The sequence below is a fragment of the Rhodococcus sp. HNM0563 genome (assembly GCF_012726195.1).
Taxonomy (GTDB): Bacteria; Actinomycetota; Actinomycetes; order Mycobacteriales; family Mycobacteriaceae; genus Rhodococcus.
This window is the reverse complement of sequence record NZ_JAASAF010000012.1, coordinates 13,715-30,552: the sequence shown is the minus strand read 5'-3', so window position 1 is coordinate 30,552 and position 16,838 is coordinate 13,715. Positions and strand designations below refer to the sequence as shown.

Genomic DNA, 16,838 nt, shown 5'->3' with positions numbered 1-16,838 from the left:
GGCATGACCAGGTCGAGGCGAACTACCTGGCGAGGTGACAGAATGGTGCGTCGTTCCAGATCACTCAGCCAAGGGAGCACCATCCACTGTGTGTGGCATCGTCGGTCATGTCTCGAGCAGTCTCGTCAATCAGCAGATATACGACTCCTTGTTGCTGCTGCAACACCGAGGTCAGGACTCGACCGGTATCGCCACGGCGGAGGGCAGCACCTTCCACACCGTGAAGGAACGGGGGCAAGTGCGTGAGGCGTATCGCACGCGGGATATGCGCACGCTGCTCGGAAACATGGGCATCGGTCATGTTCGCTACGCGACCTCCGGTTCCGGCAGCGAGGACGAGGTGCAGCCGTTCTACGTGAACGCGCCGTACGGCCTCCTGCTCGTCCACAACGGCAACCTCACGAATACTCGCCACCTCTCGGACGAACTCTTCCGCGTCGACCGTCGGCACCTCAACTCCTCGAGCGACACCGAGCTGCTGCTCAACGTGCTGGCGAATGAGCTGCAACGCTCGATCGACGGCCAGAACCTGACGCCGGACGACATCTTCGACGCCGTCGCTGCCCTGCACCGCCGCGTCGAGGGGTCCTACGCTGCGATAGCCCTGGTCGCGGACCACGGAATGCTCGCGTTTCGTGATCCCTTCGGTATTCGTCCCCTCGTGCTGGGGCGGCGAATGGATGCGGGTGGCCGAGACGAGTGGGTCGTCTCCTCGGAGTCGCTCGTGCTCGCCTCGGGCGGCTACGAGGTGGTCCGTGAAGTAGAGCCCGGCGAGGCCATCTTCATCAGCGACTCGGGACGGATGTACTCGCGCCAGTGCGCCGAGAATCCGGTCACCGCGCCCTGCGCTTTCGAGTACGTGTACCTCGCGCGGCCCGACTCGATCATGAACGGCGTCTCGGTGTACGACACCCGTCTGCGTATGGGCGAGAAACTCGGCCGCAAGGTAGAGCGCGAGATGGATCTCGCCGAGATCGATGTCGTCATGCCGATCCCGGACTCGGCCCGCCCCTCGGCCATGCAGTTGGCGCAGACCCTCGGGTTGCCCTATCGCGAGGGCTTCTACAAGAACCGCTATGTGGGCCGCACCTTCATCATGCCCGGCCAAGAACTACGAAAGCGGTCGGTGCGCCAGAAGCTCAACGCGCTCTCGCAGGAGTTCGAGGGCAAGAAAGTGCTGCTCGTCGACGACTCGATCGTTCGTGGCACGACGTCGAAGGAGATCATCGAGATGGCGCGCGCGGCAGGCGCCAGCAAGGTGTACCTCGCGTCCGCGGCGCCGGCTGTGCGCTACCCCAACGTGTACGGCATCAACATGCCGACCCGCGCCGAACTCGTCGCGTCGTCGCGGTCGGTCGAGGAGGTCTGCTCGGTGATCGGCGCGGACGCATTGATCTATCAGGATGTCGATGACCTCTTCGATGCGATCACCGCCGATACCGAGCTCACACAGCTCGATCTGTCTCCGTTCACCGGCGAGTACGTGACCGGCACCGTGACACCCGAGTACCTCGCTTACCTCGAGGAGCACCAGACCTCTTGACGTCCTCGGGACGACGGTTCGGAGGATCTCTACGACGCGCGCACTGGCCACAATCATTTCGGCACTGTAGGATTGCGCCGATGATTACCTTCTCTGATCCAAGATTGGGGGCCCAGTTCACACACGGTGAGTGCTGATGCACCCTCCTACCGTGAATGGGTTCGACCCCCGACTGTCCTTTTGGCTGCGCGTGCGCGAGTTCGCCGTGCCGCCGTCCATGATCAAGGCCGCAACCGACCGACGTCTCAACGGTGACTGGCGCAGCGCCTGTGCTGCAGCGGGATTCGATGTCGACATCGACTTGGGCACCTTGCGTTACACGCATGGCGTCGATGTCGCATCGCAGGTCTTGGACGACCTGCGTCATCTGGCCCCCGATTTGCTGCGCTGGCACCTACCGCGGGTGGCCCCCGACGGACTACTTCGGCCCGGGCTGACTGTCGCGCTTGCCCGATACAGTTTCGATGAGTGTCGAAAGCGTTGCAGTGGAGGCGGTTCGGTATACCTCGTTGCCCGCACCGCTCCGGCCTGGGCGGATGCAGGGCAGAGAATCGTCCTGACGCTGTGGGACGGCTCCCATCCTGCGAACCATCCGCATCCTCGACCCAACCGGCGTTTCCGGCTCGACCTCCATCGGCACCTGTGGGATACGCGCAGATCCGGTGAACTGCAAATACGCAGTGGGACAGGACAACTTCCGGGTCCCACTGCTGTCGACCCTGACCTGGCCGCGGTGATCCCGGAGGGCTGTGCCGCCGACCGCTGGGCGGCCGAATCCGACATCCTGCTCCGCGCGGACGGGCAACGCGACGGCCCCGTGCGGGTGCGATGCGGGGGCCGGCACGACCTGGTGGTGGAGTCGGTCGACGGCACTGATCCCTCCGTGGTGCGTCTCGTGGACGACTACCCGCGGGGCCGGCTCGCCGCGCTACCGGTGCTGCCCGACGCCGCGACCTGGGTACTGCCCGACCTGGAGTTGATCCAGGCGGGAGCGATCACCGTCGACCGGCTACATCCCCTGGTCGCCGTCGCTCTGGATCCGAGTTGGCCGCTGCCGGAATCGTCCCGGACGACCAACCAGGACAACCGAATTCACCTCGTCGACTGCCGTGGTGAGCAGCACCGGATCGGGCTGGTCGACGGTGCACTGACCGCACTCGACCACGATCCCGCCGAGATTCGGCGCGAGGAACTGCTGGTCCAATTGGGTGGCACTCCTTTGCCGTGTCTTCAGGTCATCGACCAGGCGCTTCGCCATCCGGACTGTCTGCCGGGCGTTCGCGAACGTCTGGACCACGGCGACGCCGTCGGCGCCTTGGCGCTCGTCGAAGGACTGCTCGGTCCCGATGCGGTCCTCCGCGACGGTCCTCTGCTGGACGAACTCCGCGCAGCCGCGGACCGCCGCAGCACGTACGAGCGGTTCCGTTCCGCACCGGTGGAACCGCCCCCGGTAAGGCAACCTCGACGCACCGCCCGGTCGCGCCGGCCCCGCTCGCACTGACCCATCTCCGCACTCCCCGAAACCCGCTGAGCTGCTGCTCGGCTCGATACCCAGGTGATGCACATGTCTTCCATGCTCCTTTCCGACCGCCCGCGCAACGATGAACTCGACAGTGCTGCAGCACTGTTGACGATGCTCGGCACGGTAACCTCCGAACCCCGTCCCGACGACCAACTCGAGGCCCTCACCCTGGCGGTGGCCGCGGATCTCCCGGTACTGCTGTGGGGTGAACCGGGAATCGGCAAGACCGCCGCCCTGACCCAGCTCGCCGAGGCCTTGGATCTCCCGTTGACCACCGTCATCGCGAGTGTGCACGAACCGTCCGACTTCTCGGGTCTGCCCGTGCTCGGGGACGACCCCGCCACACAGGGTGTCCCGATGGCCCCGCCGGACTGGGCTGTGCGGCTCGTAGAGGCCGGCCGAGGGCTGCTCTTCCTGGACGAACTGTCGACGGCACCGCCCGCCGTGCAGGCCGCTCTGCTCCGTCTCGTCCTCGAAAGGCGAATCGGGGCACTGCAACTGCCACCCGGAGTGCGCATAGTGGCAGCCGCCAACCCACCATCGTCGGCAGCGGACGGCTGGGAACTGAGCCCGCCGTTGGCCAACCGATTCGTGCACCTGAACTGGACCTACGACCACGAAGTGGTTGTCCTGGGTCTCGGCGGGACGTGGCCACGTGCGACTCTGCCCCGCCTCGACCCGGAGAAGTTCTCCGACGCAGTGACGTTCGGCCGCCGCGCGGTCTGCGAGCTTCTCGCCGCCCGCCCCGCCCTCGTGCACCAGATGCCCACCAGCCAGACCCGCCGGGGCAGCGCGTGGCCGTCGCCGCGGAGCTGGGACATGACCGTGCGGCTGATCGCGTTCGCGACCGCCACCTCGTCGTCGAAGGACGTGCTGTCCCTACTGGTTCGGGGGAGTGTCGGCGACGGGCCCGGATTCGAGCTGCTCGCCGCCATCGAGCGCATGGACCTCCCGGACCCGGAGACGCTGCTCGCCGATCCGACCTCTGCCGAGCTACCCGATCGCGGCGATCTACGCCAGGCCGTGCTCGACGCGGTGGTTGCTGCTGTCCGCCGACAGCCGGAGAAGTCCCGCTGGGATGCGGCATGGGCAATCCTGGTCGCCGCGGTGGAGACCGGGCCACCCGACCTCGTGGTCGTCCCGGCAACCACACTGGCCACCCTGCGGCACGACGACTGGGAGTTGCCGGCAGCTATCGACCAGCTCGCCGGAGTCGTATCGGTATCCCAGGCAGCCGACCACGCCGGTGAGCGTGCCGCCGAGCAGGCAACGCGATGACGACGGCACCCACGTTCGATGCGGACAAGATCTATGGCGCGCGGTTGTACGCCGCTCGTGCCCGGCCCTACCTCGCGACAGCCCTCTATGCGCTGCACATCGTCGACTCACCCCGAGTCCCGACCATGGGTGTCGACCGGCATTGGCGCTGCTACGTCTCACCCGCCTTCGTCGCTCAGCGGCCGGTAGAGGAATTGGCGTCGATCCTGGTCCACGAAGTCTCGCATCTGCTGCGTGACCACCACGGCCGCAGCGACCGCTACGCCCACGCGCACGGACTGACCTCCCGCGCCGATCGGCTACGGATGAACATCGCCGCCGACGCGGAGATCAACGACGATGCGTTCGGTGACGGATTGTCATTACCCGACGATGCCGTTCTGCCGTCGACTCTACAGTTGCCCGCCGGGCAGCTCATGGAAGACTATCTGCAGCAGTGCGGCCTCGGTCCGTGCACCGACAGGCTGGCCTGGCTCGACTGCGGCAGCGGCGCCGACGGGCTGCGCCGCGAGTGGGAACTGGGCCCCGAGGGTGCAAACGCGCTCAGCGACGAGCAGCGAGACGCGGTCCGCTTCCGGGTGGCGCACAGCATCATCGGACAGCCGGGCAGTGCACCCCGCGGGTGGCGGCGGTGGGCGGAGGAGGCCGTACACCCGCCGCAGCCGTGGCGGGCGCTGCTGGGCGCGGCGATCCGCTCGGCCACGTTCTCGTCAGGGACCGGCGACAATTACACCTATCGTCGGCCGGCGCGGAGATCTGCGGCTGTGCCCGGCGCGGTACTACCGAGCCTGCGGCGCACCCCACCTCGGGTCAGCGTCATCGTGGACACGTCGGGCTCGGTCAGCGACGCCGACCTGGGCAGTGCACTCCTCGAGGTGGCTGCCATCGCGCGCGCCGTGGGTGGGCGCCGCGACCTGGTCACGGTGCTGTCCTGCGACGCGGCAGCCCGGGTGGTCCACCCGCTGTGCCAGGCCGAGGACATTCCACTGGTCGGCGGTGGTGGCACGGATCTGCGCGCCGGGTTCGAGAGGGCGCTGCGCAGTCGGCTCCGTCCCGACGTGGTGGTTGCGCTCACCGATGGGCAAACCCCTTGGCCCAGTAGTCGTCCGGGGTGCAGAACGGTGGTCGGCCTATTCCCTCGCAGCGTTCCCCGAAACGAATCGAACCCCGACTACATTCCCACCCGGCCACCGGAATGGGCGCATGTGGTGGAGATCGGCGCATAGCCCACCTGAGCGTATGCACTCCGACATTCGATATTGACTCGCCGATCTCCATAGTTGACCAGTTGACTCGCCTGCGTGACCGGAAGACAATGGAGGCATGAGCACCCCACTGAAGAAGGTCGTCGACGACCAACTCGAAGCGAGTGGAATGGCAGCCGAGCGGCTCGACGACGCTGACGTCCAGTACGTCCGGGCCGGTGTCGAGCGGGTGCTGTCGAGCTTGAAAGCTCGGCGGGCGTGGGAGAACCACCTCGGGCCCATCCTGACCCACAGGCAGATGCTCGACATCACCGAGTGGTCGAAGCAGGCATTGAGCCAGGCCGTGCACGCCCATCGGGTTCTTCGACTGCGCGCCGAGGACGGAACCGTCGGCTACTGGTCGGCCGGACTGACCGAGACCGTACCCCACCGTCCGCTGCCCGGACTCAAGGAAGCCCTCACCGCATGGGCTGGTGCCACCGTCGATCCGTGGACGGTGGCGTCGTGGTTCTCGACCGAGCAACCGGAACTTGACGACCGCACCCCACGCAAGGCTCTTGTCGAGGGCGACATCGACGCGGTCGTGATACTTGCGCGTCAGGCCGCGGCACGGCTCGCTGCGTGACCCCGCCACGTGCGAGCCTGCACCTTGTCGGCCCGCCGTCCTCGGACGAGCTTCGTGGCAGGAGCCCTCGATCAAGCACCGACCCGATCCCGATCGGTCACACCAGACCTCCAGCAAGTCGGAAGAGTCAGTTGACCATCACCATCGCGGCACGCCCCCGATATCCTGGGGGCATGACGAAGCCCGCCGTTACGCCCGAGACGCTCGCCTTGCGCGAGCTCATCGACGCGCGGCGCGACGAGTTCAAGAAGCTACTGGTCAAGTACGCCGCGACGAGCCCGAAGCTGTTTGGCTCTGTCGCCCGTGGTGCAGCGCACGCCGGCAGCGACATCGACATCCTTGTCGAGATGGATCCCGCAGACGGGTACCTGCTTATGCGGGCGTCCGGGCTTATGGAAGAGACCCGCGCACTTTTCGGCCGGGACGACATCGACGTGTTCCCGGTGCAGTTGTTCAAGCGACCGATTGCAGCGTCTGTGCTCGAGGGCGCGGTCGCACTGTGAGCCGCGATGCAGATCAGCGCATCAGCGACGCACACCCCGAGATCGCCTGGCCGCAGATCCCGGCTGCCGGAACATCTTCGTCCACCAGTATTTCGGAGCCGATGTCGACGTCGTCCGCGACGTTGTCGAGACCTACCTCCCGCCGCTCGCTTGAGCGCTGCGCATACACGCGGTCCTTGAGTAGTTCCAGTGGGGTAGGCGTCGCAAATGATGGTTGGTGTACCGAAATATCGGGCACCAACCATCATTTCGGGCCCCAATGCATCCGAACGTTGAGCCGATCGCTCTTGCAGGAGGGATCCGACGTAAACCCGGGTTCCGGGGAACTGGCGCTTCGCATGTTGTTGCGGGATCATGCCGGACGGTGTCCGTCCCAATTGTCAGTGTCGCAATGCGTTCTGGCAGGCTTCTCGACCGTCGATCACTTCGGTCCGGTTACGCGTGGGGGAGTGGACGTCAAGTTGAATTGGGGTGCCGTCATCGGTGCTGCGTAGGTCCAGCGAAGGCGCAGTGGACGCCCGACGGGCGCGGCTGGACGATCAACGACTCAGGACAATAGCCGCAGGCTAATACCGATTCGATCGCGCTCGTTCCAACGCCACGTCAGTGCCCAGTTCGCCTCGATACTCAGGATGTTCGACGTAGAACTGCAGCAAGCGATACAGCAGCACGGGATCGACCGCATGCTTGTGGCAGTACACCTCGATCACCGGCGTGGCAGGCAGCGCATCCCACCCGAACCCGCGAGGGACCGTGGTCGTTCGTTCCCATCGAGCGGCTGGATGCCCGAGCAGCATGACCACCCAGTTGGTCAAGACCGCGGGCCGAGCAGCCACGATGGAATCCCAGTCGAGAGTCGATTCGAGACTCCAGCCACGCTGATGGACAAGTTCGGACGTCAGAACAAGACGCCCGCGCTGTAGCCTTCCGATGGCGATGAACGGGATGAAGGATGCGCCGAGCAGACCGATACCCGTGAACACCACTCCAACCACCACCGTTGCGCCCCCGCCACCGCGCAGAAACACATCGCCGGCGGCCGTGAGAAACAGTGCCGATCCGGTCGCCATGAGGAGACCGACAAGGCAGAACACCACTGTCGAATGTTCGATGACTGTCGCTGGTGCGCCATTCCACACGCGTGTCCGAATCGCACTCGGCCGATGCCTGGAGGTATGGGCGATGACACCGCTGACGATCAAGGTCAGGAGTGCGCAGCTGATCAAGGTTCCGTACTTCGTCATGTCGGGATTGCCCTCGATGACGCCTCCCGCCGCGATCAATATCGCGGGAAGCACGAGAAGCGTCATGAAAATCAACGAGGCGGCGAGGCGACCCGTCATTCGCCGCGCCGACCACTCGGAGGGTCGAGTCGTGTGATCAGAAAAGCTCATCCCACACGCCTTCCACGACCTCGGAGACGGCGGCACCCGTGTCCGAGACCGCATCGAAGCCAGCCGAGATAGCATCGCCCACATCGCCGAGCCGATTCGTATACGCAGCGTCGACTGCTCCGGAAACGAACAACCCAGAAGCCAGACCGACGCCTGCGCCGGCAACCGCACCAATTGCTGTGCCGAATACCGGTACAACGGATCCGACGATCGCACCGGTTGCGGCCCCTGCTGCCAGCGAAGTGCCGAACCCTGCTGCACCCGAGACAATAGCCTGATCAACTGGCTTGTCGGTCGCGATGATGTCGTATGCAACTCCCGCGACGGCCAGTGCACCGCCCAACTTCACTCCGCTCAGTCGAGCAAGACCGTCCGCTCGTGTAGCTGCAGCGAGCGCATCGTCAGCGCTGTGTGCGAATGCCTTCCCGAGGTCCAGATCCCGATAGATGACCGATGCCGGGGTGCCGGGTGGACCGGATCTTGCGAGGTCGAGGTACCGTTGCGCTTCGCCCGCGAGGAATGATGCCTGCTTCCGCAACGTATCGGCCTGCATGACCGCGAGAGCACCCGAAACTCCGTTCACGGAGTTCCCCAGGAAGAAGAACCACTTTCCGGTGACCTCCAGCCACACATTGCGAGTGGATTCGACCGCAAGCCTCCATGCTGCCTTCGCCGCTCCGACCGCTGTCCGGGCAGCTTCATAAGCCTCGATGAGCGATCTGTGCCGTTCTCGGGCCGAGATGTCGTTGTAATGTTCCAGGACAGTGGTTTCCGATGCTCCCGGTGAGAGGGCACCGGGCTCCGGAGGAGAGGGCCCCGGCTCATGAATCAGCCACTCGTCAACATTTAGTCCCGCTTCCCGCGCTGCCTGCCGGACGAAGGCAAGGTCTGTCTGGACGCTCTGCGACTGTGCGGCAAGGTCGTCGATTCGACGTGCGTGCCCGACAATCGCTTCGAGGAATTGTTCCGCGCTTCGCGCGTCGGACGTGATGAAACGACGGAACTCCTCGCCTGCCGTCCCTTCCCACCCACTACTCGAGACTCCCCGCGCGGCGTACATTCTGTCGATCGCTTCGTCGACCCCACGACCGAGGCTATCTTCGAGCCATCGGCCTGCGGTGCGTATTGCTTCAGGATCCCCAGCGATGCGGGTGTCAAGTGGCATCGTCACTCGGTCCTGACGCTGATCAACTCGAACGCCAGTTCGTCGTCGCCAGTTCGATACGCCGTGTTGGACTGCGCCACAGCCTCACTCGTCGCCGCCAAAGCCATCACGAAGTCGGCAGCATTCTCCGTGAGTAGCGAGAGGATTCCGAGAACCGCAGCCGTAGCGTCGCCTGCATCGACCGCTACTGGGACACTCGCTCCTGCCTCGTCGACGTTGTTGCCCGCCGCGCTGCAGATCGACGTAATCGACTGGAGAGCAGCGTGATCTACATGCAGCGTCACAGAACTTCCTCCATCCGCAATGCGTCGGGCATCACAATGTCGAGAAGAACGAGATCGAACGGAGATGCGGTGTGGAGCGCCTCCAGAGTCGTAGAAGGTACGGCAACCCAAGGCTTCCGGCTGCCGCAGCACTTCCTGAGGCGATCGAGAGCCGAGTATGCGAGGAGCGCAGTCCGGCCATCTTGTGTCATATGCACTTCTACAACCGCGTCTGCCGGTGTGCTCACCGATTCTTCGCAAGGTAAGTAGACGATCGGCGGAAACTCCCGCGCGTTTTCTCCCATAGCCTCCCCCAGCCGGATCCGATTTCCGAGATTCCCCTCGGCCCCCTATCAGATACAGCGTGGAGCCTAACTCACTGATGCGTCCCCAACACGCCGGGGGCTGAGCCAGGTTGAAGCAGCCCGTTCGAAGACGTCCTGGACCAAGATTCGGTGCAGTTCCTGCGGGTGCGTCGAACCGGAGGTGCGCACGATCCGGGTGGGATCGTCTCGGAGCCGGGCGACAAGGGGTCTCGGCCAGATCGTTTTCGGTATCGGTGAGCGCATGTGAGGCGTGGCGCCGACGCAGTTGCGTAAGCGGTGGGTGCCGCTGATGGTGAGATCTGTAGCAACATCGACGTCGGTGGTCTCGCTGTGGACACCGTGTCCCCGCCCCGCCCGCCGCTCAGGCCCGTCGACCTCGACTCACCAGCAATGGGATCAGGTCATCCCGCCAGACCGGAAGACAAACATGACCGCTGGACATGCCGCCGTGCGCGAACTCTTCCCGATACACCTGGTCCACCGACTCGGTTCGTAAGTCCACACCGACGACCGCAGTGAAGGCTGTGAGAAGTGATTCCTCCAACGCCACTTCGCCGTCGGGAAGGGGAAGGCCAGCCAGGTGCTCCCGGAGTGCCGCCCACACGTACGGGTCGCCGCGCAGTCCCCAGCGCTCCGGCTCTTCCACGAAGAGTTGGTCCATCGTCATCGCCGCATCATGTCAGAGACATCCCTGGGGTCGACTGTTCAGGCGGCAGTTCCACACTGTCGACGAACTCCACAAGCCCGCGTTGCCCTTCCGCGATTGAGTGACGAATACGCGTTCGGCGGTCCGCGTAGGCTGAACACGTTCTGCTAGCGTCACCCGGGTATTCAGCGGATCGGGGGGCGCGTGAACAGGTGGAAGTGTGCCGTGGGGAGCATCGCTCTCCTCGCCGCAACAACGGCATGCGGGACCGACGCACCGCCCGAAGCCTCACCGAACACCGCCGATACAGTCCCGTCGACCACACGCACACCTCGCGTCGTCGACGATTCCGGTAGGCCCGCGATCACGTTCGATCCGTGCCTTGACCTTCCTGACGATGTCCTCGTCGATGCCCAGTACGACCCGAAGTACAAGCGGCCGTCGGAGAATCCGATGGGGTCCTACAGTTTCCTCGGGTGCGGTTTCCGGGGCACCCTGAGTATCCCAGACCTCTTGGAGGACTATCGACTCAGCATCCTCGCCGGCAACGTCACGCTGGAGGAGGAATGGGACAAGGATGGCGACATCTCCACCCGCACCAGGGTCAACGGGCGCGACGCGTTGCTTCAACTCGACCCGAACATGCACAACAACTGCTCTATTGCGGTCCGTACCGATTTCGGCATCGTGATCTTCAGCCGCACCCATTACGCCCCGGATGCTCGTGTGCTTCCCACCGATGAGTGGTGCACGGGTCTTCACGACACCGTCGCGTTGTTCGAGCCGTTCATCGACCGATTACCGCATTCCGCCGCACTCGACCCGATCCGATGAAAGGGAACCCCGTATGGGCGAGTTCGTTCGACTCGAACCGCACGTCATCGAGGAGATCGTCGCGATCTGCGACACGACTATCCAATCACTGAAAGAAGCGAGAAGAGTTGCGGAACGACTCACTCACACTGAGGGCTTCGGCGAGTTCGACTCCGCGAAACAACTCGCCGCCGGTTACGCGAGAAAGGCCGCGGGTACACCGGAATCAGCCTACGAGAGGGTCGAGCAGTTCATCACGGCCTTCACTCAGCTACGTGATGCGTTTGAGTCCGGTGGCGAAGCCTTTCTCGATGCACAGTTCGATTGGGCGCGCCAACTTCGAAACATCGACGTCGACACCTGACCTCTCTACCTCCTATCGCCGCGGGAGCAGTGTGACCTGCGGGCCGGTCGCTATGCCGGTACCGGACCCGTCGCGTGTGTGGGTTGACGCAGATAATGTCACCGCTCTTTGGCCGAATGAACATTCGGTGGCCGTCAACACGATCGTCACATCACGGGGATGTCATCGACATCCCCGAACGTATCGGCGTCGACGAGTACGTGCTGCGCTTGACCGACAGCACTGACAACGACGCACACATCCGCGCGACCGTCGGCGCCCACGTGCTCACCGACTCGCTGAAGGACGACTTCGCGTCGGCCATCTCCCTCATCTCCGATGCGATCCGGAAGAACACGTCGCGCGGCGCCTACCTCGTTCGGCTCGGGTAAATAGCACTTAATGGTGGTGCTCTACGCCCTGCTCGGCAACCATCCGGCGCTGCGCACCGAACATTTCCGTAGCCTCACCGACCGCTACGACGCCGACATCGCCGGCAAGAAGATCCTCAGCCTCACCTATCACTTCCTCGGCACCGAATCGATGGAAGAAGCAATCTTCCGCGGCTAAGTCGACCAGATCCGCCGCCACCCGGAAGCGCTCCTACCCGCGCTTCACGTTTCCGGCGCCCTCCTCGCTGACGCTGAACACCTGCGCGAGCGGATGACGGACTGCCCGTTCCTCACCGAACTCGCCGGACGCAGGCATCGTTGCCCTCTCTGATCGACCCTCGGCAACGCATCGATGAGAAATCGTTGCGCCTGCTGCCCGATGTCACCGCACGCGATGTGGCCGCCGCTCTCGCACAGATTGCGTGGCGCGCGCCGACAGTCGCGGCCAGTGCGGTATCGGGACTGAAGTTTTCCGCCGCGTTGCCGCTGGGCCTCGCAGAGCGGACCTTGTCCGAGCGACTCGGTGATGACAAGGGTGCACGCGCGGCACTGGAGGTTCCGCGCACTATTCGCCGGAGGGGCGAGTAGAGAGCGCATTGTGCGGGTTCCGCTCTTCGGGAACGCGCGATCGCGGCGGTGAACGCTCGATGGAGAATGACAGGTTCACAGTTCACGCACCGGACCCGGCGCGGCCTTCGAGGAGGGATTGTCGATGGGGATGCGCGGCATCAATCATGTCGTCCTGTATGTGGCGGACCTGCAACGCAGTCTGCACTTCTACGAGCACGTGCTCGGGTTCGAGCGATTGGCGGGGGAGTTCCCCGGTGGTGCGTTTCTCCGACACGCGGGATCGGCGAACGATCATGATCTGGGACTGTTCCAGGCGCAGGGCGGCGGTCCGGTAGTGCCGGGCAGGGTCGGGCTGTATCACGTTGCGTGGGAGGTGGAAACACTTACCGACCTCGACGACATGCGTCAGCGTCTGGTCGACGCGGGAGCATTGACGGGGGCGGCGGACCATGCCGCCACCAAGGCGCTGTACGGCCGCGATCCCGACGGGATCGAATTCGAGATCTGCTGGCTTGTACCCGACGAGCGGATCGAAGAAGCGTTGTATCCGGGTGCTGCAATGGTCGCACCGTTGGATATCCCCGGCGAGATTGCTCGCTACGGAGCCGACACGCCGGGAGGCCCTCGCACCGACATCGAGGTCTGGAAGCGACTCGTGGCGAGGTCGTCGGCCACGCCGTGATCGCCGCGCCGCGCGGCGGTGTAGAGCGACGAGGGCGGTGATCAGGCCGGACCAATACGCAATGCTGCTTCTACAGCGGTCTCGACCCCGTGTGCCAAGGATCGCCGTGTCTGGGCAGGACGGTCGCGGCGCCGATCTCGGCCAGCGCCCACAACAATGCGAGTGCCCGAGTGCTCTCAGCGGTCGCGGCGCCGACGACCGGGGTCGAAGTTCTCGAATCTGTACTTGGGTGCTGCTGGGCCGGTCGGGCGGGCATGAAGACTAGGATCGATCATGGGTGTGTCTTACGCATCCAGATCATCCGCGAGAAGTTACCCATGCCCGCCGGGACAGTGTCCCGATCGACCCCTGCCGTGACCAGCTGACCCGGCAGAGCAAGGTCGTCACCGACGACACCGATGCCGGATCTATTCACCGCGCTCGACGCGGTGCCCGATCCGCGTGATCGACACCGGTCCGGTGGCCGTGGAGGTGGACGGCAGAACTATTCGCTGTGCCCGCCCGCTCGTGGGGTCACCCCGCATCTGATCTCGGCAGTCACCCACGGACATATTCGCGCTCGGACAGGTCCGCGCCGCCGACAAGAGCAACGAGATCCCCGCAGTCCGGACACTGTTGCGCGGACTCGACATCGCCGGTGCGGTGGTAGCCATCGATGCGATGCGCATGCAGAGGCGACCGCCCGGGGGGCTGCCCGAACTGTGCCGCGCCGAGTACGTCATGGTCGTGAAGGCGAACCAGTTGGGTCTGCTCGACCTGGTCCGAGGCCAGCCGTGGGAGCAGGTGCCGGTGGTGTGGTCCGATCCGGTCGAGCGCGATCACGGCCGCGAGGATCAGCGCGGTTACAAGATTCTCAGGGGACTCGTGGTCTGTGATTTCCTTATGCTCGGCGGGCGGGCAATTCAGATCATCCGGCGCTGACGTCCGATCGGCGCCGGCGACTGGAGGGTTGAGGACCTCGGGTGATGGCCTCCTCGAGGAAGGCGTATGTGGTCTTCATCATCGGGTCGGGTGGTCGAACATTGCTCGGGCTTGCCGACGCTTGGCCGTGAATCCTGATCATGCGGTCGAGTTGGTGTGAGCGCATGAAACTGCAGTTCAGATCCCTGGATGTCAACAACTATGGCACACTGCGATGCGCCCAGTTCAGTTGCGCGGTGGACTCACGGCATCGTATGCGAACTGGAGTACGTGATGGTCACCGAACTCGCTGAGTAGCTTGGCTAGGATGTATTCGGTACTTTTCAATGCTGCCTCGCCTGTGTCTGACGAGAAGAGCTCGTCGTATGCGCGAAGCTTTCCGTCGTCGTCGAACATGGTTGAATAATTTGCTTTGGTCTCGGGTGGAATATCTGGAATCGCTGCTAGTCCAAGGTAACTGAGCCGTCGGAAATTCGGTCGATCGCCGGTGGTGTAGCTCGCCGGATCCGGCGTCGTCCCGATCAGCGCTTCTTTCAAGGGTTCCCCTCCGGCGGAGATTGTGTCGAAGAACAGGTCGGAACCTGGGATGCCCCGCGCTCCGAGCCAGGTCATCGCGTTGTATGCTTTGGCTTTCTGTGCATATGCAGCTTGCTCGCGGGAATTTTGGTCGTCATAGCTGTCCTGAACCGCTATGGCGATGCCTTTATCGGTTAACGCGAGTAGTTGGCCGGCGTTGGCGAGGTGCTGACTCGAATGTGAAGCGTCCGGATCTGTCCCAAATCGGATCTGGGCTGAGATTGCCTCTTCCAGAGCATGTGATTGGAAATCCGTTCCGGATTCCGTGTCAGTCGACAACGCGGCGAACACGTTGGCAGATCCGCGGTAGCTTCGGGAACCCCCTGGGTCTGTCCACTCCTCGACGTCGAAGCCGGGCCGATCGGGTACTTCGACGTTCACGAGGCTCGGGATGTACGGCGTCATGCTGTGGGAAATGGTGCGCACCAGTTCGGGATTGACCTCACCGATCGAGTGGTGGTCGGTACCGGGAATGCTCGACATCTGCTGCCACGCCGCATCTGTGCTCATTGCCGATGCAACCGCCGACATGATCTGTCCGCTCCGTGTCGCCTCTGTCACATCGACGGGATCGTTCGGATCCTGGACGGCGCCTTCGAGTTCGCCGAAGTCGAACATCGGTTTCACTGCGGCTTCATCGGACCACGGGTGAGTCAGAATGTCTCGAACGAAATCTGAGCCTTTCGCGTCCGTGACCGCCTGCTCGACTGCGACCCGATCGTCCGAGACGGCTGCGAATATGTGGTCGAGGTATGGATCTCCCGGGGTGAAGCCGTCGACCTCGAAGATGGTCATTTGTCCTCGAGGGTCTTGATCGTGTGTGACTTGCGCATCCAGATACTCCCGGCCTGCAGCGAGGAGTTGCCTGTCGAGTGCACTGCCGTTGCGGTACTCACCGTCTCCTGCAGAGACGATCGACGCGATGGCGTGCGTGTCTTCGACGCCGAGGACGGTGGTCTGTCTGAGTGCAGTGCCGCCGAGCGCCTCCACGCCGAGCACAACCCGGTCCTGTCGCGACAGTGAGTCGCGGATGCCTTCGGGGAGGAGATCGAAGCTGCCCCGTGCAGGGACGTCCGGGTCGCCGCTGGTTGCGATGCTGATGGTGTCGGTCGAGAGGATATGCAGTGAGTTGGCCAGACCCGCTCGTGTCTCGTCCGGCAGGGTCGAGATCAGCTGCTGCAACTCGTGCGGGCTGAGCTCGTCGAGGGAGCGGGCGACGGTGTTGAGATATTCCATCTGTGAGGCCGGTATCGATGTGGGTTCGTCGGCGCGCAGGTCGGCGAGTTGTTCAGATGTGAGGGTTCCTGATTCGGCGATGCGGTGCAGGGTCTCGTCGACAGTGGGTCCGGCCGCGGGGGCAGCGGTGCAGCTGCTGAGGAGTGTGCTGAGTGTGACGGTGATTGTGAGGTGTCCGAGTCTGGTCATTGAGTTTCCGATGGTCCGATCCATTCCGGATATTGCGGCAAGCGGGGTTCTCCGGGAATCTCTCCAGCGGGTGAGAAAGTGTAGTTGCCTAGCACTTCGGACCCGGGATGCCGTTCGAGCCACCATTCGGTGCATGCGGGGTGGGCGATTGCTGTGGAGGCATCGCGTCCTCCTGTACGTAACTGGGTGATGTTCCAGGCACCGAACACATTCCAGTCGGGTACCCGGCGGGCGCGGGGGTCGGAGCCGTCGGGGTCGGTGTCGACAACTCCTGGGAGGCCGGCCGCGCCGCCGGTGTTTGTCAGCGCCACGATCCATGAGAATCCATGCTTGACACGGTGATCGGAAATGTATGGGTCGACTGTGACTGGTTCGTCGCAGACCTCTGCGATGATTGAGGTGGGCGTTTCAGTGATCTCGGCTATGTGATAGAGGTAGGTCAAGTCCGAGATCCATCCTCCTCGCGGGCGCCCACGTGCGACGGTGTCGGCAATCTCGTTGTAGTTCACGTGTGGATAGCCGATTGCATCGCTGTACCCGGGGAACGACTCGCTGACGGAGAAGAACGAGGCATGAATTCCGGCTTCGATTGATGCGCGGACAAGTTCCGCTCCGCGGCTGAATAGGTCGATATCAGGCTCTGCGG

At 64.0% G+C, this 16,838-nt stretch carries 22 protein-coding genes; 14 read left to right on the top strand and 8 right to left on the bottom strand.

Annotated features, from left to right (window positions below):
- Positions 1-88: 88 nt before the first annotated feature.
- The 7 genes from purF to HCA61_RS26930 all read left to right on the top strand — a co-directional run bounded on the left by purF (position 89) and on the right by HCA61_RS26930 (position 6,830).
- Positions 89-1,543: an amidophosphoribosyltransferase gene (purF, locus tag HCA61_RS22935; RefSeq protein ID WP_169690503.1), complete on the top strand. Its 1,455-nt coding sequence runs from the start codon at positions 89-91 to the stop codon at positions 1,541-1,543.
- A 136-nt stretch (positions 1,544-1,679) separates the two neighbouring features.
- The gene (locus HCA61_RS22930; RefSeq protein ID WP_169690502.1) at positions 1,680-3,044 is read left to right on the top strand and encodes a hypothetical protein; all 1,365 of its coding nucleotides are present in this window, start codon (positions 1,680-1,682) and stop codon (positions 3,042-3,044) included.
- A 57-nt stretch (positions 3,045-3,101) separates the two neighbouring features.
- On the top strand, positions 3,102-4,343 hold the full coding sequence (locus HCA61_RS22925) for a MoxR family ATPase (protein ID WP_169690618.1): 1,242 nt from the start codon (positions 3,102-3,104) through the stop codon (positions 4,341-4,343).
- A complete protein-coding gene (locus HCA61_RS22920; protein WP_169690501.1) occupies positions 4,340-5,569 on the top strand; it encodes a VWA-like domain-containing protein in 1,230 nt (409 codons plus the stop codon). The genes HCA61_RS22925 and HCA61_RS22920 overlap by 4 nt, the downstream gene beginning before the upstream one ends.
- A 97-nt stretch (positions 5,570-5,666) precedes the next feature.
- A complete protein-coding gene (locus HCA61_RS22915) occupies positions 5,667-6,173 on the top strand; it encodes a hypothetical protein (RefSeq protein ID WP_169690500.1) in 507 nt (168 codons plus the stop codon).
- 173 nt (positions 6,174-6,346) lie between these two features.
- A complete protein-coding gene (locus HCA61_RS22910; protein ID WP_169690499.1) occupies positions 6,347-6,676 on the top strand; it encodes a nucleotidyltransferase domain-containing protein in 330 nt (109 codons plus the stop codon).
- Positions 6,639-6,830, top strand: coding sequence for a HepT-like ribonuclease domain-containing protein (locus tag HCA61_RS26930; protein WP_346777632.1), 192 nt, complete (start codon positions 6,639-6,641; stop codon positions 6,828-6,830). The genes HCA61_RS22910 and HCA61_RS26930 overlap by 38 nt, the downstream gene beginning before the upstream one ends.
- A 412-nt stretch (positions 6,831-7,242) precedes the next feature.
- On the opposite strand, the gene HCA61_RS22900 is transcribed toward HCA61_RS26930, so the two are convergent.
- The 5 genes from HCA61_RS22900 to HCA61_RS22885 all read right to left on the bottom strand — a co-directional run bounded on the left by HCA61_RS22900 (position 7,243) and on the right by HCA61_RS22885 (position 10,491).
- A complete protein-coding gene (locus tag HCA61_RS22900) occupies positions 7,243-7,986 on the bottom strand; it encodes a hypothetical protein (RefSeq protein WP_169690497.1) in 744 nt (247 codons plus the stop codon).
- A 70-nt stretch (positions 7,987-8,056) separates the two neighbouring features.
- Positions 8,057-9,241 carry a hypothetical protein gene (locus tag HCA61_RS22895; RefSeq protein WP_169690496.1) on the bottom strand — a complete coding sequence of 395 codons (1,185 nt, stop codon included), beginning with the start codon at positions 9,239-9,241 and terminating at the stop codon, positions 8,057-8,059.
- Positions 9,238-9,519 (bottom strand): hypothetical protein, encoded by a 282-nt coding sequence (locus HCA61_RS22890; protein ID WP_169690495.1) that lies wholly within the window; start codon positions 9,517-9,519, stop codon positions 9,238-9,240. The genes HCA61_RS22895 and HCA61_RS22890 overlap by 4 nt, the downstream gene beginning before the upstream one ends.
- Positions 9,516-9,710: an SAV_915 family protein gene (locus HCA61_RS26925; RefSeq protein ID WP_308198841.1), complete on the bottom strand. Its 195-nt coding sequence runs from the start codon at positions 9,708-9,710 to the stop codon at positions 9,516-9,518. Before HCA61_RS26925 ends, HCA61_RS22890 begins: the two co-directional genes overlap by 4 nt.
- A gap of 475 nt (positions 9,711-10,185) precedes the next feature.
- On the bottom strand, positions 10,186-10,491 hold the full coding sequence (locus HCA61_RS22885) for a hypothetical protein (protein WP_169690494.1): 306 nt from the start codon (positions 10,489-10,491) through the stop codon (positions 10,186-10,188).
- A gap of 204 nt (positions 10,492-10,695) precedes the next feature.
- On the opposite strand from HCA61_RS22885, the gene HCA61_RS22880 reads away from it, so the two are divergent.
- From HCA61_RS22880 to HCA61_RS22860, 6 genes are all read left to right on the top strand, one after another.
- Complete coding sequence (locus HCA61_RS22880) at positions 10,696-11,304, top strand: DUF3558 domain-containing protein (protein WP_169690493.1); 609 nt, start codon at positions 10,696-10,698, stop codon at positions 11,302-11,304.
- Between the two features lie 13 nt (positions 11,305-11,317).
- A complete protein-coding gene (locus tag HCA61_RS22875; RefSeq protein ID WP_169690492.1) occupies positions 11,318-11,647 on the top strand; it encodes a hypothetical protein in 330 nt (109 codons plus the stop codon).
- A 116-nt stretch (positions 11,648-11,763) separates the two neighbouring features.
- A complete protein-coding gene (locus HCA61_RS26060; RefSeq protein WP_206040466.1) occupies positions 11,764-12,018 on the top strand; it encodes a hypothetical protein in 255 nt (84 codons plus the stop codon).
- A 13-nt stretch (positions 12,019-12,031) separates the two neighbouring features.
- Positions 12,032-12,196 carry a hypothetical protein gene (locus tag HCA61_RS26055; protein ID WP_206040465.1) on the top strand — a complete coding sequence of 55 codons (165 nt, stop codon included), beginning with the start codon at positions 12,032-12,034 and terminating at the stop codon, positions 12,194-12,196.
- Between the two features lie 140 nt (positions 12,197-12,336).
- A complete protein-coding gene (locus tag HCA61_RS22865; RefSeq protein WP_169690491.1) occupies positions 12,337-12,606 on the top strand; it encodes a hypothetical protein in 270 nt (89 codons plus the stop codon).
- 124 nt (positions 12,607-12,730) lie between these two features.
- Positions 12,731-13,270, top strand: a complete 540-nt coding sequence (locus tag HCA61_RS22860) for a VOC family protein (RefSeq protein WP_169690490.1) — start codon at positions 12,731-12,733, stop codon at positions 13,268-13,270.
- A 271-nt stretch (positions 13,271-13,541) separates the two neighbouring features.
- Here the strand turns inward: HCA61_RS22860 and HCA61_RS22855 are convergent, their stop codons facing one another.
- Positions 13,542-13,685, bottom strand: a complete 144-nt coding sequence (locus HCA61_RS22855) for a hypothetical protein (RefSeq protein ID WP_169690489.1) — start codon at positions 13,683-13,685, stop codon at positions 13,542-13,544.
- Between the two features lie 200 nt (positions 13,686-13,885).
- Here HCA61_RS22855 and HCA61_RS22850 point away from each other — a divergent pair, with 200 nt between their 5' ends.
- Entirely contained in the window at positions 13,886-14,191 is a 306-nt protein-coding gene (locus HCA61_RS22850) for a hypothetical protein (protein ID WP_169690488.1), read from the top strand.
- Between the two features lie 225 nt (positions 14,192-14,416).
- Here HCA61_RS22850 and HCA61_RS22845 read toward each other — a convergent pair whose 3' ends face one another.
- Both HCA61_RS22845 and HCA61_RS22840 read right to left on the bottom strand, forming a co-directional pair.
- Positions 14,417-15,766 carry a hypothetical protein gene (locus HCA61_RS22845; protein ID WP_169690487.1) on the bottom strand — a complete coding sequence of 450 codons (1,350 nt, stop codon included), beginning with the start codon at positions 15,764-15,766 and terminating at the stop codon, positions 14,417-14,419.
- Between the two features lie 422 nt (positions 15,767-16,188).
- The gene (locus HCA61_RS22840; RefSeq protein WP_169690486.1) at positions 16,189-16,635 is read right to left on the bottom strand and encodes a hypothetical protein; all 447 of its coding nucleotides are present in this window, start codon (positions 16,633-16,635) and stop codon (positions 16,189-16,191) included.
- Between the last annotated feature and the right edge of the window lie 203 nt (positions 16,636-16,838).